22 protein-coding genes are annotated in these 20,132 nt (G+C 37.2%); 18 read left to right on the top strand and 4 right to left on the bottom strand.

Annotated elements, in window-relative coordinates:
- Positions 1-99 precede the first annotated feature (99 nt).
- Both AC27IF_RS09920 and cydB read left to right on the top strand, forming a co-directional pair.
- Entirely contained in the window at positions 100-1,497 is a 1,398-nt protein-coding gene (locus AC27IF_RS09920) for a cytochrome ubiquinol oxidase subunit I (RefSeq protein ID WP_487054070.1), read from the top strand.
- Positions 1,490-2,521, top strand: coding sequence for a cytochrome d ubiquinol oxidase subunit II (gene cydB, locus AC27IF_RS09915; protein WP_487054068.1), 1,032 nt, complete (start codon positions 1,490-1,492; stop codon positions 2,519-2,521). Before AC27IF_RS09920 ends, cydB begins: the two co-directional genes overlap by 8 nt.
- 61 nt (positions 2,522-2,582) lie before the next feature.
- Here the strand turns inward: cydB and trxA are convergent, their stop codons facing one another.
- The gene (trxA, locus tag AC27IF_RS09910) at positions 2,583-2,894 is read right to left on the bottom strand and encodes a thioredoxin (RefSeq protein ID WP_487054066.1); all 312 of its coding nucleotides are present in this window, start codon (positions 2,892-2,894) and stop codon (positions 2,583-2,585) included.
- Between the two features lie 165 nt (positions 2,895-3,059).
- Here trxA and AC27IF_RS09905 point away from each other — a divergent pair, with 165 nt between their 5' ends.
- Together AC27IF_RS09905 and AC27IF_RS09900 are read left to right on the top strand one after the other, a co-directional pair.
- Positions 3,060-3,968, top strand: coding sequence for a LysR family transcriptional regulator (locus AC27IF_RS09905; RefSeq protein ID WP_487054065.1), 909 nt, complete (start codon positions 3,060-3,062; stop codon positions 3,966-3,968).
- A gap of 170 nt (positions 3,969-4,138) precedes the next feature.
- A complete protein-coding gene (locus AC27IF_RS09900) occupies positions 4,139-5,284 on the top strand; it encodes an HD domain-containing phosphohydrolase (protein ID WP_487054063.1) in 1,146 nt (381 codons plus the stop codon).
- A gap of 21 nt (positions 5,285-5,305) precedes the next feature.
- On the opposite strand, the gene AC27IF_RS09895 is transcribed toward AC27IF_RS09900, so the two are convergent.
- Both AC27IF_RS09895 and AC27IF_RS09890 read right to left on the bottom strand, forming a co-directional pair.
- Positions 5,306-6,436, bottom strand: a complete 1,131-nt coding sequence (locus tag AC27IF_RS09895; protein WP_487054061.1) for an HDOD domain-containing protein — start codon at positions 6,434-6,436, stop codon at positions 5,306-5,308.
- Entirely contained in the window at positions 6,433-8,478 is a 2,046-nt protein-coding gene (locus AC27IF_RS09890; protein WP_487054059.1) for an MHYT domain-containing protein, read from the bottom strand. Before AC27IF_RS09890 ends, AC27IF_RS09895 begins: the two co-directional genes overlap by 4 nt.
- A 306-nt stretch (positions 8,479-8,784) precedes the next feature.
- Between AC27IF_RS09890 and AC27IF_RS09885 the strand changes: the two genes are divergently transcribed.
- The 4 genes from AC27IF_RS09885 (at position 8,785) to AC27IF_RS09870 (ending at position 11,956) form a co-directional block, all read left to right on the top strand.
- Positions 8,785-9,399: an outer membrane beta-barrel protein gene (locus tag AC27IF_RS09885; protein WP_487054057.1), complete on the top strand. Its 615-nt coding sequence runs from the start codon at positions 8,785-8,787 to the stop codon at positions 9,397-9,399.
- Positions 9,400-9,611: 212 nt separating this feature from the next.
- Positions 9,612-10,427, top strand: coding sequence for an arylamine N-acetyltransferase family protein (locus AC27IF_RS09880; protein ID WP_487054055.1), 816 nt, complete (start codon positions 9,612-9,614; stop codon positions 10,425-10,427).
- A gap of 17 nt (positions 10,428-10,444) precedes the next feature.
- A complete protein-coding gene (locus AC27IF_RS09875; protein WP_487054053.1) occupies positions 10,445-11,320 on the top strand; it encodes a DMT family transporter in 876 nt (291 codons plus the stop codon).
- A gap of 45 nt (positions 11,321-11,365) precedes the next feature.
- Positions 11,366-11,956 carry a Crp/Fnr family transcriptional regulator gene (locus AC27IF_RS09870; RefSeq protein WP_487054051.1) on the top strand — a complete coding sequence of 197 codons (591 nt, stop codon included), beginning with the start codon at positions 11,366-11,368 and terminating at the stop codon, positions 11,954-11,956.
- Between the two features lie 23 nt (positions 11,957-11,979).
- Here AC27IF_RS09870 and AC27IF_RS09865 read toward each other — a convergent pair whose 3' ends face one another.
- Positions 11,980-12,534 (bottom strand): helix-turn-helix domain-containing protein, encoded by a 555-nt coding sequence (locus AC27IF_RS09865; protein WP_487054049.1) that lies wholly within the window; start codon positions 12,532-12,534, stop codon positions 11,980-11,982.
- Between the two features lie 80 nt (positions 12,535-12,614).
- Here AC27IF_RS09865 and AC27IF_RS09860 point away from each other — a divergent pair, with 80 nt between their 5' ends.
- The 10 genes from AC27IF_RS09860 to AC27IF_RS09815 all read left to right on the top strand — a co-directional run bounded on the left by AC27IF_RS09860 (position 12,615) and on the right by AC27IF_RS09815 (position 20,108).
- Positions 12,615-13,778 (top strand): benzoate/H(+) symporter BenE family transporter, encoded by a 1,164-nt coding sequence (locus tag AC27IF_RS09860; protein ID WP_487054047.1) that lies wholly within the window; start codon positions 12,615-12,617, stop codon positions 13,776-13,778.
- Between the two features lie 58 nt (positions 13,779-13,836).
- Complete coding sequence (locus tag AC27IF_RS09855; protein ID WP_487054045.1) at positions 13,837-14,442, top strand: DUF1294 domain-containing protein; 606 nt, start codon at positions 13,837-13,839, stop codon at positions 14,440-14,442.
- A gap of 174 nt (positions 14,443-14,616) precedes the next feature.
- On the top strand, positions 14,617-15,177 hold the full coding sequence (locus AC27IF_RS09850; RefSeq protein ID WP_487054043.1) for a diguanylate cyclase: 561 nt from the start codon (positions 14,617-14,619) through the stop codon (positions 15,175-15,177).
- Entirely contained in the window at positions 15,178-16,290 is a 1,113-nt protein-coding gene (locus tag AC27IF_RS09845; RefSeq protein ID WP_487054041.1) for a beta-ketoacyl-ACP synthase III, read from the top strand. It begins immediately after the preceding gene.
- Between the two features lie 2 nt (positions 16,291-16,292).
- Complete coding sequence (locus AC27IF_RS09840; protein ID WP_487054039.1) at positions 16,293-16,976, top strand: iron-containing redox enzyme family protein; 684 nt, start codon at positions 16,293-16,295, stop codon at positions 16,974-16,976.
- Entirely contained in the window at positions 16,969-17,811 is an 843-nt protein-coding gene (locus AC27IF_RS09835; RefSeq protein WP_487054037.1) for a DUF6999 family protein, read from the top strand. Before AC27IF_RS09840 ends, AC27IF_RS09835 begins: the two co-directional genes overlap by 8 nt.
- A gap of 114 nt (positions 17,812-17,925) precedes the next feature.
- Complete coding sequence (locus AC27IF_RS09830; RefSeq protein WP_487054035.1) at positions 17,926-18,495, top strand: START domain-containing protein; 570 nt, start codon at positions 17,926-17,928, stop codon at positions 18,493-18,495.
- A gap of 64 nt (positions 18,496-18,559) precedes the next feature.
- On the top strand, positions 18,560-19,075 hold the full coding sequence (locus tag AC27IF_RS09825) for a GNAT family N-acetyltransferase (protein WP_487054034.1): 516 nt from the start codon (positions 18,560-18,562) through the stop codon (positions 19,073-19,075).
- A gap of 194 nt (positions 19,076-19,269) precedes the next feature.
- Positions 19,270-19,653: a DoxX-like family protein gene (locus tag AC27IF_RS09820; RefSeq protein ID WP_487054032.1), complete on the top strand. Its 384-nt coding sequence runs from the start codon at positions 19,270-19,272 to the stop codon at positions 19,651-19,653.
- Between the two features lie 11 nt (positions 19,654-19,664).
- Positions 19,665-20,108, top strand: coding sequence for a thiol-disulfide oxidoreductase DCC family protein (locus AC27IF_RS09815; RefSeq protein WP_487054030.1), 444 nt, complete (start codon positions 19,665-19,667; stop codon positions 20,106-20,108).
- Positions 20,109-20,132 lie beyond the last annotated feature (24 nt).

Raw genomic sequence — 20,132 nt, 5'->3', positions numbered from 1 at the left:
GAAAACTCAGCAACTAATTAATCCTATTTATATTATTTCTTGTGCCTTACTCGAGGCGCAATAGGCTGCTTTTTGCCAAAAAGTAGTCAAGGAGTTGTTATGTTAGATACCGAATTACTATCTCGAATACAGTTTGCTGTGAATATCAGTTTCCACATTTTGTTTCCCACTATTACTATTGCCATGTGTTGGTTTTTAGTCTTTTTTAAAATTCGATTTGATCAAACCGGTGATGCTGTTTGGATGCGTGCTTATCGCTTTTGGGTGAAAATATTCGCCTTATCATTTGCTTTAGGTGTTGTTAGCGGTGTAACCATGAGCTTTCAATTTGGCACAAACTGGCCGGGCTTTATGGAAAAAGTAGGCAATATTGCTGGCCCCTTATTGGGGTACGAGGTGTTAACGGCATTCTTCTTAGAGGCGACATTTTTGGGGGTGATGCTGTTTGGTATCAAACGTGTTCCCGCTAAAATTCATACTCTAGCCACCATAGTGGTAGCTATTGGAACTACGTTATCTGCTTTTTGGATATTGTCACTTAATTCGTGGATGCATACCCCAACAGGATTTGAAATGCGCGATGGCGTAGCGTTTCCGCTAGATTGGTGGGCCATTATTTTTAATCCTTCATTTCCTTATCGGTTTGTTCATGTATTACTTGCTTCAGGGCTAACGGCAAGTTTCTTAATTGCAGGGATCAGTGCTTTTAGATTACTAAATGGTGATAAGAAAAGAGCACCGAGATTAACATTAAAGGTGAGTTTGACGGCGGCAATGTTATTAGCACCATTGCAAATATTTGTTGGTGATTTACATGGCTTGAATACGCTTGAGCATCAACCAGCGAAAATAGCAGCAATGGAAGGTATTTGGCACACTGAAAAAGGTGCGCCATTGTTACTTTTCGCCATACCTAATGAAGCCACCCAAGAAAACGATTTTGAGGTAGCTATCCCTAACTTAGCCAGCTTTATTTTAACTCACCAAATGGATGGGGAAATTAAAGGCCTGAGTGATTTTGAGCATACACCGCCAGTAAAACCGGTATTTTTCAGCTTTAGAATTATGGTGGGAACAGGCATGTTAATGATCTTCATCGCATGGCTGGCAAGATATAAATTATACCGTCAAGACAAGCACAATGAGTCTATGCCGACATGGTTATTAAAAATACTGGCCTTAATGAGCTTTTCAGGTTGGCTAGCAACACTGGCTGGTTGGTATGTTACTGAAATAGGTAGACAACCGTTTTTAGTGACTGATGTTTTACTGGTAAAAGATGCGGTAACTGATATTGCAGCCTCAAACGTTGGTATCTCCTTGATGTTATACATTCTAGTTTACAGCGTATTACTCATTGCCTATTTAAGTACGATTGTAGTGATGACGCTACGTGCTGTGGAAATTGAAGAAATTCAAGAGCAGGAACATAGGAATTCTGCCCATAAACCGGTGTTAAACAAATCATTATCACCTCAGGAGAATGCTCATGTTTGATCAACACACCCTAGCAATAATTTTTGCAGCCCTTATGGCGTTTTCAATTTTAGTTTATGCGATTTTAGACGGCTATGACTTAGGCGTAGGTATGCTGTTACCTTTGGATAATCAAAAAGATAGCGATAGCATGATTGCCTCTATCGGTCCATTTTGGGATGCCAATGAAACATGGTTGGTATTGGCCATTGGCTTATTGTTGATCGCATTCCCAAGTGCACACAGTATGATTTTAAAAGCCTTATATTTACCGACTGTCTTTATGTTAATCGGTTTAATTTTACGTGGCGTAGCTTTTGATTTCAGAGCTAAAGCAGCCTTTAGTCATAAACCCACCTGGGATAAAGCCTTTAAACTTGGCTCTTATCTAGCCTCAAGTGCACAAGGTTATATGCTGGGTATGTACGTAATGGGTTTTGAGCAAACGCTAGTCAGTATTAGTTTTTCCTTGATTAGTGCTTTAGGTGTTAGTGCTGCTTATTGTTTTATTGGCTCAGCATGGCTGATTATGAAAACGGAAGGGAGCTTGCAGCAGCGCGCTATTCGATATGCCAAACGTATGCTAGTGATAAGTTTTGTTGGTATTTGTTTGGTGTCGGTAACTAATTTGATTATCGATAATAGTATTTACCAACGTTGGTTAAGTACCTCGGTTAGTTTATTGTTATTAATTCCAACCTTGGTGGTCGCCATGTTTATCTACGCTTGGCAACATATTAAGCGTTTAGAACTTGGTTTTGCTACCGATAATTCAATGGCTAATAAGGCTAAGAAAAACACCTTTGAAGCGGCACCATTTTTGGCTTGTATTGTTATATTCACCTTTAGCTTTTTAGGTTTAGCGATTAGTTTTTACCCCTATATCGTACCTAACCAAATAACCATTTGGCAGTCGGTATCAGCAGCTGAATCTCTCAATTTTCTGTTATATGGTGCCTTAGTAGTTATCCCAAGTATTGTCGGATATACAATCTTTTCTTATTGGGTATTTTGGGGGAAAGTTGAAGACTTACGTTATTACTAGTTCAGGTTAAATAATATAAAAAGCCAGAGTGAAACTTTCACTCTGGCTTTTTTGATGAGTTTTAACTAACAAACTCTTTTATTTGAGAGAGTGATGCCGCGCCAACCTTAGTATCAATAACTTCGCCATCATTAAATAATAACAGTGTCGGAATACCTCTAATGCCATACTTAACCATCAATTCTTGAGCGTTATCAGCATCCACTTTAACGACTTTTAATTCGTCATTGTCTTGAGATATTTGCTCAATAACGGGGGCGATTGCTTTACATGGTCCACACCAATCAGCATAAAAGTCGACTAATACTTTACCTTGATGATTTTCTACTTCTTGTGAAAATTCATTGCTATTTACTACGGCTACATTGCTCATGTGCTTTCCTATTGTGTGATTAAAAGTGTTAATAAGTTTCTATCTGAGCGCCAGTATAGGGTAATTGTTTTTATTGATTAGATGGGGTTAATAGAAATCATTGTTCTATTTATGAAACAATGATAAGTTTTTGAAATCAAAAAACTATAGCGAGCGATAACAATAATGAGTATCACTAAACTGGATGATTTATTACTGTTCGTCACCTTAGTCGAGTCTGGCAGCTTTACGCTAGCGGCTAAAAAACTGCATATTCCAAAGTCGAAAATTAGCAGGCACTTAGTTGATCTTGAAAAGCAAATTGGTAGCCAACTCCTAATTAGAACTACCAGAAATCAACAGTTAACTGAAAGTGGGCGCTTACTTTATCAGTCGTGCAAACCTCATATAGAGGCATTGAATCAAATTGAAGAAGACGTTGGTGCGCTGATCAATGAGCCAAAAGGTCGGTTAACTATTCTCTTACCACTAGAGTTTTTTAATAAAATAATTAGCGATCTGATCACCGATTTTGCACAGATATATCCTAAAATCAGCTTGAATTGTAGTCATTACTCAGGCGCTATTCCTGAAGTGGATTATCAATATGACTTAACCTTCGTGCTACATGAAAGCCAACTACCAGAGTCTTCATGGGTGTCAAAAACCTTACTTAACTTTCCACAATCTGTGTTTGCTGCGAAAGATACGAAAATTTCACATTTGAAAAATCCAGAAGATTTACAAAACGAAGCGGCGATACTGAGTGAGCCAAATCAGCAATGGTTATTTCGAGATAAAAATAACGTACAAACAGTGCCAATGCACGGCAGAATTATTCTTTCTAGCCCTGAGATGCGACTTGAAGCAACCAAACAAGGTTTAGGGTTAGCAAAATTTCCTAATTATATTTGTCAAAACAGCAGTGATGAATTTCAAGACAAGTACTGTGATTTACAGCGAATAAAACTTACTAAAGCACCAGTAGCTCAACAGTTAAGTGTGTTGTACCACAGCCGAGATATCCCCATTAAAACTAGAATATTTTTAGATTTTTTTCAAAGTAACATTGGTAGATTGTCAACGAAGGTATAGCTACTCAATCAGCATAATTAGCTATATAAGTAATTTAATTGGCGCAAATCAAACTTACGGCATAAACTTATTTTATCAATCTATTCAATAGCAAAGCTAGACCCTAGTTGAAAAGGAGTTTCAATGCGTTATTTCAAATTTTGCAAAAATCAATGTGGGTTCGATAAGCAATGAATAATCGAATTTTACTCGTTGACGATGAAGTTAATATTCTTAACTCTTATCGCAGGAACTTAAGGAATAAATTTAAATTTGATGTCGCGCAAAGCGGTGCCGACGGCTTAACATTGATGAAAAAGCACAAGTACGCTGTCATCATCACTGATATGCAAATGCCGTTAATGAATGGCATAGAATTATTACAACAAATAAAAGTAAAAGCGCCCAATACTGTGCGAATGATGTTAACAGGTAATGCGGACCAAAAAACGGCGATTGATGCCTTAAATATTGGCGATATTTTTCGCTTTATCAACAAGCCTTGTTCACATGAAAACTTATGTTTGGCGATTGAAGCAGGCATTGAGCAGTATAATTTAATTATTGCAGAGAAGGTTTTATTAAATAAAACCTTAAAAGGTACAATTAACGTTTTAGCAGAAGTGCTAACTATCGTAAATCCCACCGTGTTCTCGCACACGGTTCAAATAAAAAAATACATGATGAAATTAGCTAATGAGTTAAAAATGCCTATTAATTGGAGTTTTGAACCCATGATCCAATTATCTCAACTAGGCTGTGTCATGTTTCCCGATTCAGACTTAAGCCAGAACTCAGGTACGTTATCGCTGCAGCAGCGCCAAATGATAGAACGTCATCCATGCTTAGCGTCCGATCTTATACGAAAAATTCCAAGAATGAGCAATATAGCTCAGACCATTTTATATCAAGAGAAATGCTATAACGGTGAAGGCATTCCACACGATGATGTGAAAGGTGAAGAAATCCCTTACGGGGCGAGGATGTTAAAAGTAGTACTCGATTTTTTACGACATAAAAATAATGGAGCAACAGCAATACAAGCGAGTATGAAGCTTAGTGAACAAAGCCAATATTATGATCCTAAAATATTGGCAGCTTTTAAACGCTCAATAGATTCAAATATTGAAAATATCCAAGAATTAGTTAATTTAGCTGATTTAACAGATAGCATGGTTGTACAAGAGGATATTTGCACAGAAGCAGGCTTGCTAGTTATTTCTAAAGGGCAGGAAATATCAGAGCCTTTGCGAAGGATATTATCTCATTGCATTGAAAACGGTGCATTAAGTAAAGGTTTACAGGTCACTGTTAGTACGCAAATAGAACATGAGTGACGATGTTCGTAAGTATCGTTATCAACAATAATCCATAGCTTTGTCTTGCCAAACTTCTAATTTTTTATCTAAATTAAAGTGTTTAATATAGCTTTCATCTATAGGTTTCTGTCTTAGTAACCTACTGGCGACATAAACTGCCGCTCCTGAGCCAAAGGTATTCTCTGTAAGCTTAAGTGGTTGGTGATGCAAGATAATATTCTCAATAAGGTTGTATGAAAAATTCCACAAATGTAGCAAATACCCTGCTAGTTGAGTATGGTCAGCATTAAATAGGCTTTGTTCCAGTTCAATATTATCCTCACCAATAACCCTTTGTTTAATATAACTAGCCATAGCTTCAGGTGATACTTCGTACAGAATAAACTTGCCAATATTGTGTAATAAACCGACTAATATGGTTTCTTGCCTAAGTGAAGGTTCAACCATGGAAGCAGCTAAGCGAGCAGTAGACAAACAATGTTTTTGTTCATCGGCAATAGAGTAACCAGGGATTTCTTCTATTTTAGAATAAGTTTCGGCGGCGATGACAATACTACACACCAACTCCACACCAAGGCGGGTAATTGCTTCTGTTAAGCTTTCAACTTGTTTTCCGTTTGAAAAAAAGGAGGTGTTGGTTAGCTGTAATATTTTTGCGACGAGTGAGGGTTCATCAGCAATAATTTGAGCAACCTTTTGCATGTCTACCGATTTATCTTGTAAGGAGGCACTCAAGCGCATGTAAACTTTGGGAGGTGAAGGTAATGTTTTTATTTTCCCTACAACCTCTTGAACATTAGGATCAGGTAAAGCATTTTTAATTACGTTAATATGATTTAAAACCTTCTCTAGCATTTCTGGCTGACATGGTTTATTAAACCATTGATGGGCAACAAAGCTTGCTCTTTTTGCTGCCTCCTTGTCTGAGTGGCCAGACAGCACTATTCGCACAATTTGTGGGTATAAAGTTGAAACTTTCTCTAAAAATTCCGCACCATTCATACCCGGCATCAACATGTCGGTTACAATGAAGTCAACAGGCGCAAGCGCTAACTTCTTTAATGCTTTATCACCACTATCAGCAAAAACAAGTGTCCACTTATTTCTAAATAAAGCGCGCTTTAAGCCATTAAGAATCATAATTTCGTCATCGACAAACATTACTCTCATATTAATGTTCCTTCTTCTAACTCTTCGGGTATTTCTTCGACGGATGGTTTGTTGTTTATAGGCAATGAAATAATAAAATATGTCCCTTCACCAAGAACAGATCTTGCTTTAATTGTCCCTTGGTGACGGTCTACAATTACTGAGTAGGCTAAGCTAAGACCTTGGCCTGTCCCTTTACCGACACCTTTTGTGGTAAAAAATGGATCAAAAATTCGTTCAATAACTTCGTCAGGCATTCCCGAGCCATTATCATTTATTTCAATAATAACGTTATCGCCTTGTTGAAATGCTGCTATGTGTATCTTTCCATTTGGTTGATCTGGGGCTTTATGCTTATCTTGAATCGCATGCGCGGCATTAACGATGATATTTAGGAATACTTGATTTAATTCATCTCTGATACACATAATCTGTGGCAATTCATCATCAAACTTTGTCTCTAATGTTGCTATATATCGCCACTCATTACGGGCTACTGTAATTGTTGTTTCGATCGCCTCAGGAATACTAGTAAGCTCCATTTCTCCTTTGCTGGGATGCGAAAATGACTTCATTGCTTTGACTATCGTTGCAATTCGATGCAACCCTTCTAGCGATTGTGAGATAGCTGAAGGCACTTCCTCTAATATAAACTCAATATCCGTTTCATCAACCAACTTGGCGAGAGCTTGAACTTCCTGTTCACTAATCTCTTTTATTGGTTTGTTATAGGTTTTTTGATAAAGCTCAATTACTTCAACACAACTGGCAAATGCGCTTTCTAAAAACGTGGTATTGTCAGTCACATATTGGGTAGGGGTATTTATTTCATGTGCGATACCGGCTGCAAGTTGACCAATAGACTCTAACTTATTTGCTTGCCCTAATTGTTTTTCTAGTTGCATACGTTCGGTTATGTCTCGCATTACGCAGCTAAACATCACTTGAAAATCGATAACTAAAGTCATTTTTGAAAAGTGGGCTTCTATAGGGAAGGTTTCACCGTTTTTTTTGAGCCCTTCAATGACGATGGTTTGCCCTAAAAAAACATGATCAAACAATACGACATCATCGACTAACTGTGAGTAGGTAACTGCGGGCACAAGTTGTTCAATTTGAAGCTCTTTTATTGCAGTACTCGATAAGTTAAACATTACTTGAGCAGCAGTGTTGGCTGATACAATCTTCCCTTTAGTGTCTATAACTAATAAGCCATCAGGCAAATGCTCTACAATATCATTTTCTCTAATTTTACTTTCCTTAACGGAAAGCTCAGCGGCTTGTAAACGTTTGTCAATTAATGCACACAAGATTGTGCTCACAACAAGTACAGAGATAATACCTGCAATTGCAACGGGGATAATTAATGAGTCATGAGCTGAATGCCCCGTTGGTATAGGTATATCAAGAGGCAGCTGAAAAGAAACCGACACCATGGCGATGTAGTGCATGCTAGAAACGGCTCCCCCCATGAAAACAGCACAAAGCGCGCGTATTGCAAATCGCTTTTTAGTTAATTTGGTTTCAAGAACGATGAGGTAGAGTGTTCCGGTAGCTAAAATATGCGCAACTATGATGGATAACACAAACAAGCTTAAATCATATTGCATTATGGCATCAGACAGCATCGCTTCCATTCCAATAAAATGCATTGCACCAATGGCTAGCGCTAAAGAAAGTGCAGATAATTGAATCGTTAAAAAGTCTAACTTATTGTTAGCGATCTTTCGTAGGGTTATATAGGAGCCGATGCAAATAGGTAAAACTGAAAGTGTTGTGATTAAAGGACTAAATGACATTGGTATCGGCATTTTATATGCGAGCATGCCAGTATAATGCATAGCCCAGACACCAATACCCATGACAAAACTGCCAAAAACCAACCAGAAATCTATAATTTTTTTATTATTTGAAGCCCTGACTCTATCGAGTGTAACTAAAGCCGAATAGGCCGCGAATATGGCAACAACAATTGATAAAGCCACTAACAAAAAATTAAATTCAGAAGTCAGTAATTGATAGTTGTCGTGATTAATTTCTTTGAAACGCCAAAAGCCAAACATATTCAAATCCTTCTGATATTTTTTGTCTGTTGTTTAATCAGCCTAGAACAATATTGCTAAAATACCCAATTAACTTTCTCAATTAAGCGGCAAAGCACGTGTATTGCTCACGATAGCGTTAATAATTGTCGGTAGTGTTAAGGCAAGAGCTGTATTAGATGCCTACTCAGTTTTCAATAAAATATTTACCTGACGCCTTCCTTACAGTTTCTGACATTTTTTAAACACTACAGACACAGCTTTACCATGCGCGTTGATTTACTTTTAATCACAAGAAAGGACACTTGATTATATTAAGAGGAACAAATGAATATATTTACTAGGCAAACTACGGGTTTATTATTGTTGATAACGGTTAGCTGTAATGTGCAGGCATTCACAGATGATAACAATAATATTAAGAAACATAGCTTTGGTACACACCTAGCTGCGGGTGGTGTGGAATACAAGGGCTCTAACAGTAAGGATAATGGAGTAGTACAGCTTTATAGCTATTACAATTATGCCATAAACAACTACTTCTCTCTTGAAGTTGGTTTGAATGTAGGGACTGATGTTGATGATTGGGAATGTAACGAAGTTTCTGATAACGATTGGCATTGCTCAAACACGAATAATAATTTATTTGGTCAAGGTATTGATGAAGTAGATTATCGAAACTTAGTTGCTGCAGTGAAAGGCACCTTGCCATTATCTAAACGTAATAGTTTATTTACTAAAGTGGGCGTACAGAAATATGACTATGATATGTATAGAAAAAACAGACTTGTAGCAGACGACTCTGGCACGGGCTTATATTTATCAGCAGGTTGGCAATATCGATGGGATTTTGGTCTAGGCATGGAGGTTGGTTATGAGGTATTTGATATGGGCGATTTAGATACCTATACCTTAAATACGGGCATAAGCTATCAGTTTTAGTGGTTACCGCTGCGAGGTTATGAAGGAATAAATATGTTAGAAGCCATAACACTCGTTTGCTGTTTCTGGCTTCTGAACATTTTATTTCAATTAATTAAATATTATTTTAATAAAAATTGTCTGCACTAAACCTAGGTTAATTACCCCGCAAACTTTCTCCATAAAGCTGTAGTTATTCATCAAGTACTTCAAAATCATAAAGGACTAATAACATGGACACAGCCCAAATAGCTCAGCAATATATAGCCGATCTAAATCTTCAAGAGCAGCCGACCAGCATAGATTTTTTAAATGAACTGCAAAGTAAGCATATTGCCCAATATAGTTTTAATAATTTGGCAGTAGTATTAGGGCAAGAGCTGCCATTAGATGCCGAATCGCTTTTTAATAAAATAGTTACCAGACACCGTGGTGGTTACTGCTTTGAGCATAATAAATTGGTTTTCACTGTCTTGTCTGAGCTTAAATTTAACGTGCGTTTATTACTCTCAAAAGTTATCTACAATCAAGACATAGACGTTGCGAGAACCCACCGAGTGACACTGCTTACCTTAGCAGGTGAAGACTATATTGTTGATGCTGGTTTTGGTCACTTAGGCGCTCGTTTTCCAGTAAAAATAGCGCTTGGGGTAATACAAGAGCAAGGTGATGCTCAATACCGCATTATCAAAAATAAACGAGGTGATTATTGCTATCAAGTGTTTAAAGATGATGAATTCTTTACTCTTTATACTTTTGATTTACATTACTACAGCGAAGCCGATTGTGTATTAGGGCATTTCTATTCGCATCAACATCCTAACGCCGCTTTTGTTAATAATTTAGTGATTTGCCGTAAGTTTTTTAATGAAATTAAATCATTACGCAATAACGAATATCACCATATAAAAGAGGGCGTTACTCAAACCACTAAAATCATCAGTATTGCGCAATTACATCAATTATTAACTGAGGTATACCAACTCGACATTGATATCGCTATTTCAGAGTTTTTATTTCATAAGTTTGTCACTGCTAAAGCAGCATAAAAACGAGAAAGCAATCAATGCAATCAACACTTGGGGATAATCTCATTTTACTGGTGTGGGTGAGTTTAATGGCATCTTCATTTGTTGTTTCAGAGTATTTACTTCCTTTTGTAAATCCTGTTGCCAGTACTGCGCTCAGATTTATATTGGCAACATTGTTGATGGCACCTTTTGTCGGCATGACATTTGTTAAACAGCTGAACAGAAAAACATTATTTCATTACAGCCTCATTAGTGTCTTTTTAGTGTTGTTCTTTATCGGATTATTTGAGGCGCTTAAAACCACCGATGCTAAGCGTACCTCAGTTATTTATACCTTGCTGCCGTTGCTGAGTGTTGCTATTACTTATTTGGGTTTAAACCTTGTGACTTCGGGTAAACAAATAACAGGGTTTTTCATTGGCACACTAGGCGCAATATGGGTGTTACAGGCCTTTAACCAAGAAACACTTTCCATAACAGAGTGGCGACTAGGCGACAGCATATTTTTAGTTGCTTGCTGCTGCTTGGCTATCCATGTGAGCTTGATAAAAAAGTGGGCTGTTAATGTACCGCCAATGCTAGGGGCGTTTTATATCATGCTATTAGGGAGTGTGATTTTACTACCGCTTTTACTGCTGTTTGGCGAGGTAGATACTATTACGTGGCAACAAACTAAATTTTGGAAGATCTTGTTATATTTAACGGTATTTACCACTATTGCGACCTTTTTTTTACAGCAGTATTTGGTAAAAAAAGTTGGTCCCAATCGCCTCTTAGGCTTTACTTATCTTATTCCTTCTTTGGTTGTTGTACCGCAAGGTGTAGCAGAGTTAACGCAATTATTCAGCGCATTACCGGGATTAATGTTAACCTTATTCGCACTATATTTGATCTCTTCAAAACCTCAGTAATTATCTTTGGCGATACATAACGAAATAAATGGATATTAACAGCGCATGAGCCTGCAAAAACATATGGAAGACTTCGTTCAATACTTTTCAGGTATTAACCTTAGTATTGATAGCGCTAATTTCGAGAAGTTTGGTCTTAAGGCTAAGCTCAAACATTATCAAAAAGGTCAGCAGCTAATCAGCCAAGGGCAACCGGCACCTAAGCTCTTTTTTCTCGTCAAAGGGATTGTTCGCTATTTAAGTGTTTCTCCTGAGGGTAAAGAGTTTACTCAGTCTTTTGCCTGTGCTCCTAGTGTTAGTGGCTCGACAAGAGCAATGACCAAAAATGTTGATACCTTGTTTAGCATTGAAGCCTTAGATGATGTTATTTGTTTGGAATTTGACTGGCAGGTGTTTTATCAACAAATGAAATCACAGCCCGGTTTTATGTCAGCCTATAATCGTTTACTTGAAAACATGTTTATTAAAAAGGAAGAGCGCGAATACGCCTTTGTTCAACAAAGTGCGGAGCAACGATATTTAACCTTTTTAGACCAAAACCCGCAGTTAAGAGATATTATTCCGCTTAAAATGATCGCCTCACATATTGGCATCACGCCAATAGCGCTAAGCCGCATACGAAATAAACTCAAATAGCTTAGTTACAGCTAAAATATGAATTACTTACTGTTTTGCTCGGTATAGCAAATAATATTATGAAAAATTGCTGGCTTCTTTGATGGGTTACGGTAGCCGTGCGTTTTATTCGCCGTAAATTTTGCCGACTCTCCTGTCGCTAATTTATGCCATTTATCATGGTAAAAATATTCCATTTCGCCCTCAATCACTAAAATGTGTTCTATCACGCCTTTATTGTGAGGCGTCGACATATGCTGATGCTCAGCAGATAAACATAGCGAAAACACTTCCAGACGTGTTTCAGAATTAAAAGGAAATAGGGTAGTGATACTAATTCCTTGTTCTGATGCAAGCGTGGTTTGAGTCGTGTTGTGTGTGGCGGCTTCACCCAAAAAGTAACTTAGTGGGTATTCAAAACCATTGGCAATATCCCACAGCTTTGCCACCGTAGGGCTTGATTCACCGCGCTCTATTTGACCTAACATGGCTTTTGATACGTGAGTAAATTGACTGGCGGTATCAAGGCTCCAGCCTTTAAGTTTTCTAGCCGATTTAAGCTGACTACCAATAGTCGCATTCATAATGCTCTTGTTCATATTACCTTGTGCGTTATAACATACAGTGATAAATTGTGCGCTATAACGCACAGAGAAAAACTATTATGGGAGCATAGGTATTGTTAGTCAATCGTATTATTAGCGCGACTGTTGCCGGCTTAGTTGCCGTAATAGTTGGTTTTGCCAGCTCCATCGCCTTAATTTATCAAACAGTTATTAACTTAGGGGGCGATGTTAACCTTGCTGCCAGTTGGGTGTTGGCACTGGGGTTATCGATGGGGCTCACTTCCATCGGCTTATCCTTGTATCATCGCGTGCCAATACTTATTGCTTGGTCTACACCGGGGGCAGCATTACTTATTGCTAACAGCCAAGGCTTTAGTTTGAATGAAGCCGTCGCTGGATTTATGTTTTCTGCGTTACTCATTTTTATTTGTGGCATATCGGGTTGGTTTGAAAAATTAGTAGATAAATTACCACTGCAACTCGCTTCAGCCATGCTTGCCGGTATATTGATTAACTTCGGTATTGATGTATTTAATCAAATGAATAACCAGCCAATACTGGTTATGGCTATGTTTGTTACTTACCTAGTAGCAAAACTAATAAGCCCAAAATTTACCATGTTATGGGTATTAGTGATCAGTGGCGTGTTTGCCTGGCAATTAGATTTAGTCACCAATGTTGAATTATCATGGCAGTTAAGTGAGTTTTCCTATATTTCACCTAATTTTACCGTGAACGGCATGCTAGGTATTGGTTTACCTTTGTTTATTGTCACTATGGCGGCACAAAATTTACCGGGCATAGCGGTACTTAAAGCTCATTTATATAAAGCGCCTGTTTCTTCTGTGTTAAGTGTGACAGGTTTGGTTAATCTAATTTCAGCGCCTTTTGGTACTTATGGCATTAACTTAGCGGCCATAACAGCAGCCATTTGCATGAGCGACGAAGTCAGTGAAAAACCGCAGCAGCGTTATTGGGCGGCTATAGCTGGCGGTATCTTTTATTTACTGATGGCTATTTCCGCGGGCTATTTAATGACAGTATTTTCAGCCTTACCTACAGCACTTATTTATGCATTAGCAGGCATAGCGCTGTTATCTACCATCACCAATAGCATTAAACAGTCGTTAACCGACAGTAAGGTTTCTGAGGCCGCAATCATTACCTTACTAGTGACGGCCTCAAACCTCTCTTTATGGGGATTAAGCTCAGTATTATGGGGGCTCATTGCCGGTAGTTTAATTTTGCTCTTACAAAATTTACTGAAAAGTCGTTAAAGGTGTGGTTATATAACACTTATTCAAAGCAATAATGACTCATTAATGGATTAGTGTTATGCGCTCAAAAGGAAGGTTACTTAATTGGAATGACGCTAAAGCTTTTGGCTTTATTGCGCCTAACGACGGCAGCGAGCATGTGTTTATTCATAAAACAGCCTTTTCAAATCGCAGCCGAATGCCACGCATTAACGATGTAATCACGTTTTCTACCACCAAAGATAAGCAAGGCCGACATTGTGCAGCCAATGCGACTTTTTCAGGCGAAGTTCTTATTAAAAAACAGCAAAAATCGAAAAGTAATTTCTCAATATATTTATCCCTGTTATTTTTGGCGGGGATTTTTGTGGCATTTGTTCTCGGACGTTTACCTATAAACTTACTATTCGTTTATTGTATCGCGAGCATGTTAACCTTTTTTACTTACGCTTTTGATAAGTCGAAAGCGAAACATGGCAAATGGCGCACATCTGAAAATACCCTGCACATATTGTCGTTAGCCGGCGGTTGGCCCGGCGCCGCTATCGCCCAGCAAGCATTACGGCATAAATCTCAAAAGCGTGAATTCAGGATGACTTTCTGGTTAACGGTAATGGTAAATTGTGGCGCACTCGCTTGGTTAATGTCATCACAGGGAGAGCAGTTGATGGGCATGTTTAAGTAATTAATCACTAAGTTAATAACTGCTCTAGACATTATGATCCAAAAAATGAACGGAGATATACTTAGATATTTACAAAATCAATTCAAATTATGAAAAAGTACACTTTGAAAAGTTACTATTTTTTCATACATGTATTAAGTAGTATCTAAAGTAAAATATAAGGTTAATGGTAGTATGGATACATCTGATTTATTAATAAATGCAATGCTTTATGTGTTCCTTCCATTGTGGGGGGTAGCTGGCTTTGTTGATTGGTGTTGTCATCGTGCCACTAAAATAGAGGTTACGTCAGGCCTTAAAGAGTCACTTATGCATTCGGTTATGGGGATCCAAATGGCGATTCCCATAATGCTGTGTTTGATTTATTACGTGAATGTCTTAATTCTACTTATTTGCATTATTACTTGGATTTCACATGAATTAGTGGCGCATTGGGATGTAAGGTTTGCGGCGCCTAGACGTGAAATATCTATCTGGGAAATGCATGCGCATACTTACCTTGGCTCACTACCCTTATATATGCTGATCTCTATTATTGTTATTAATTGGGATGTCTTTATCCTTCTTATTACTGCTAATTGGGCTGGTAGCTTGTCATTAATATTATTAGACACACCACATGGCACTTCTGCTTATATTCCGCTTTATTTAGTCTTTATGGCAGTGGTGTGTGTATTCCCATATTTTGAAGAAAACTTACGTTGTTTGAAAACATACTTAAAAAAAGGAAATTAAGTGGAAGTATATATCAATAGTACTGGGCATTTTCTACCTGGAAAAGCTGTTAATAATGAAGAGATTGAAGGCATACTTGGTTTAATTCACGGCAAAGAAAGCCGGTTGAAAAAGAAGATTTTGAAATCAAATGGCATATTACAGCGACACTATGCCATTAATGAGCATCAAGAAACCGAAATATCAAATAGTGATATGGCAGCTAATGCAGGAATTAACTGTATTGAAGGTAGTTATATATCACCTGCTAAAATTGAAATGCTCAGTTGTGCAACAAGCCAAGGTGATATGGTATTACCGGGATTTGGTAGCATGGTACAAGCGTCGTTAAATTTATCAGAAGTAGAGCTTCATACTAGTCATGGCATATGTTCAAGTAGCATGATGGCTCTGAAAACAGCTTTCAATAATGTAAAATGTCAAGATAGCAATAATGCCTTAGTGATCGCTAGTGAGCTGACGTCACGCTTATTTAAAAATTCACGTTATGAACAATTATCTAATAATGATATAGATTTTAATGCCGAATTTTTACGTTGGATGTTGTCAGATGGTGCAGGTGCTTTGTTATTAGAAAATCAAATAAGGCCTAATACCAAAAGCATTCGCATTGATTGGATTAAAAGCTTCTCTCATGCCAATGCCTTCCCTGTTTGTATGTCGGTAGGGCAAGCAAAAAATGATGAGCAGAAAACTTGGCAAGACTATCAGACCTATTCAGAAGCTGAAAAAGCGGGTGCCTTGATGTTACGTCAAGATGTTAGGTTATTGGACAATATTGTCGCGGTTGGCGTGCAAGGGTTTTTAAAACTTATTGCTCAAGGTCACGTTAATACACAGAAAATAGACCATGTATTATGTCATTTCTCTTCCAAGTATTTTAAAAGCAAGATCTTTGACATGCTTAAAACTGCAGGGACTAGTATTCCTGAAGAAAAGTGGTACACCAACCTTTATGAAAGAGGTAATACAGGTTGCGCATCAATTTTTATCATGCTTGATGAGTTTATTAACACGCACGACATTAAAGCGGGTGAAACTATTTTTTGTATGGTGCCCGAAAGTGGACGCTTTAACTGTGCATATATGCACTTAACAGTAGCAGGTAGTTAATAATGGACAATATGGTATTAACCAAGTTAGGACAAACTTGTTTACAGTCACTGCTAACTGTGTGGCTAAATTTCGATATTGAAGTTAATCAAGTTCCGATAATAAAACGTTTAGAACAGGGGCGACTCAGCCTTGAAGATTATCAAAAATTATTACTTAATTTACGCCAGCAGGTTATTGAGGGATCACGTTGGATTAGCCGTAGTGCATCAAGCTTTGACCGACATTATGCTGATGTAAGATCTATTGTAATATCGCATGCCACAGAAGAACATAAAGATTACTTACTGCTTGAAGCTGATTATGTTGCTGCTGGTGGAACACTAAGTACTATTCAAGATGCTAAAAAAAACATTGGCTCTGAAGCTTTACATGGTTTTTTAATGTATCGCGCTAGTCAGCCCAATCCCATTGATTTAATTGGTGCCATGTGGATTATTGAAGGCCTTGGCAATAAAATGGCAATTAAGTGGTCAGCGCTTGTAAATGAGCAATTTCAATTTGAAACCTCGGCAACAAGCTTTATGGATTATCATGGCGAGAATGATGAACATCATCTAACTGATCTATATAAGCTTATTGATCGCGTAGCCACGTCGCCTGAAAACATTGAAGATATTATTAGAACAGCCAAAGTGGTTGCGAAATTATATCAAGTTCAATTAACCGAGGTAGACAATGAGTAAACCGCCTTTTAGTCCCTACTTGCAAGCAATAAGTAACGACGACTCACTACCCATTGAAGATGAAGCAGTACAATTGTGGATGCAAGATCTAAATAATAACTTTCGCTGGGTATTAAGGCCATTATTACAGTTCTTTTTTGCCATATTACTGCATATTATTTGGTTTATTAAACGTCTACCTTTCCCTCAGTTCAGTGCACATGATTTTTTGCAAAAAACTATTTGTTGGTTTTGCACGTATTTTGTATCCCCAGAAGCTAACTTACTTATTCTGCGACATTTTGCGACTGAATCTAATATCCTTAACTTTTTAGCAGAAAATACAGGGCATGATCATAGGGTTAATCTTTATCCAAAAACCATTAATGATATGTTAATGGATACATTTGTTAATCATGACCAAGAGCTGTTTGACTGCTTTATTAAGTTAGGTAAAAAAGAGCAGCCGAAAACATATGCGCTGAATCAGGAATACAAATGGCATAGTTGGCAACCAATTAACATGGCAGAGTTTTCTATTAACAAAAAGTCTACCCAAATTTTAGATTTTGAAACTTCGCATGCATTGTTTATGTGCCTATTTTGCTTATTACTTAAAAAAGATGAATACCGTGACGCAATTAATGGCTTCAATCTAGACCAGTCCATTGCAGTTAGGGTAGGAGAGATCATTGGTGATACTACTATCACTGAATACGCTTATAACAAATACCCGCAATACTTAGTTGGTCCTTGGAATTTAGGGCAGCGATTTTTAATGCATGGCTTTTTTACAGAGCACTTATATGCGAAGCTCGATAAGGTCAGAATAGAAAAAGGGTACAACGAAAAGTGAAAATTATAGTCTTGCGATTCATTGAGCTAAATGAACTTTGTAATTTAGATGATATTTATAAATAGGCATATTGCTTTTTGGACTTTATTTTTAATAACTTACCAATGTCATACTGTGGAAATTTCCTCTTGGAAATTACAGCATTCAAAAGAAGCAATAAACATTTATACTCGCAAAGCTGTCGACTCAGAATATCTACAAGTAAAAGCAGAAGTTACATTTAATGTGCCATTTAAAAGTTTGCTAGCTCAATTTAATCATGATGAAAAATGTTGGCAATGGATCAAGAACTGCCATAGTGTCAAAATAATAAAACAGCTATTGCCTAACGATAGAGTTTATTACTCAGTGGTAAAAATGCCTTGGCCGTTAACGAAAAGAGACTTTATATTTCGTTCAATATGGCAAGTAGATGAACACAATAGTTTGGCTACGATTAAATTAACTCCTTACGAAGAAGGTTATGAGAATACAAAGTATATTCGAGCAAACTCAACTATAACTTACCAGTTAAAGTCTTTATCATCAAAATCAAGCTCGCTTTTCATTCAGATGCATACAGACTTTGCTGGAAAAACACCTCCAATGTTAATTAACTCTAAGTTAGTGAATTATTTATTAAGTGATATTCAAGACTTACGGGACTTACTAAAAGATAATGTTTATGAATCAGATGAAAAGTAATTATTTAGCAAATTTAATCTATTAATTTTATGGGCAACATTAATCACTTTCTAAGGAGTGCATTGTGAGTATTGTGGAAACTGAAAGGCTGACTATTTGTGAGATTACTGACAAAGATTCAGAAGTGCTACGTCTAGTTTTATCAGATCCAGAAATAATGAAGTACTCCATTGTAGGTGTACATGATGATGAAGATATAAAAAAATATATAGCTAATTGCCAACAACAATATAGTTCTAAGGGCTATGGCCAATGGGCTATATTCTCAAAGTCTACGAATGATTTTGTTGGCATATGCGGATTAAATTCCCATTCAGTAGAAGGTGAAGATTTGCTCCACGTTAGCTATCGATTACCTATTTCACAGCAAGGAAAAGGTTTTGCATCGGAAGCAACAGTAGCAGTGGTTAATTTTTGTAAGTTAGCATTAAAACGAAAAACTATTTCCGCATTAATAGACCCTAATAATGTACCTTCAATTAAAGTTGCTCATAGAGCTGGCTTTTCATTTTTAAAATCATCAAGTATTCATGGCTTTGGTGTTGATATATACCAGATCAATTTACAGAGCGAGAAATAATAAAAGGCTACGGACATTGTATCAATCACTAAGTATGATAAGGGCAGTAAAGGATGTTGGTTAAAAGGAGGTTAGTTTTGATTGGTTATGTTTACATCGCGAATGTTGATACTATTTCTAATAATGCTAATACGCCCTCAATCAAATCCAACAACTTAAATCATTAGTTTAAATCACAAACAAAGAGGCCAACCTTGTCATCACTACAAATTGCAAGATTCATTATTTCCTTTAGTTGGTTATATCATGGGATTTTTCCAAAACTTGTTCATATTGCACCATTAGAAAAAGCCATGACTGCCAGCATTGGTTTATCGAACGAGTTTTCTTATTTAGTGACTAAGTCAGCGGGTGTAGGAGAGGTTATTTTCGGAATTTTATTCTTCATTTTTTATCGCAATAAAATGATAGTTTACTTAAACATTATCGGACTTTCTGGCTTATTATGTTTTGTCGCAATATTGCAGCCTCAACTTCTTATTGAAGCATTTAACCCAGTTACCACCAATATTGCCTTAATTGGTTTTAGTTTGATTTTACTTGTCGAATTAAAGGACGAAATAAAAAATGAGCACTGAAAGGAGAAGATATGACTATCGAAAAGTATCCTCCTAACGTTGATATAAATGACTGTGTGATTTTATTTGATGGTATCTGCAAGCTTTGTAATGCTTGGAGCAAATTCATCATTAAATATGATAACCGACAGCGTTTTAAACTATGTAGCGTACAATCTCCTGAAGGCCAGCGCATACTAGCGCATTTTAATATGCCAACGGATCATTTTGATACCATGTTGTATGTTGAAGGTAACCACTACTTTGATAAAAGTGATGCATTTTTAAATGTCGTCAATAAGCTTGGATTCCCATGGCGCATATTATTCGTATTCAAAATAATCCCAACGGCAATAAGAAATTGGCTTTATGATCGGATAGCCCTAAATCGGTATTCATTATTTGGTAAATACGATAGTTGTATGACGCCTAATAAAGAAAATGATAATAGGTTTCTAAAGAACAAGCTTCATTAGAAACGTTCTAGCTTTATATTGGAA

It is taken from the genome of Colwellia sp. KS18-150 (assembly GCF_057551365.1).
This window is presented reverse-complemented; position numbering and strand designations above follow the sequence as displayed.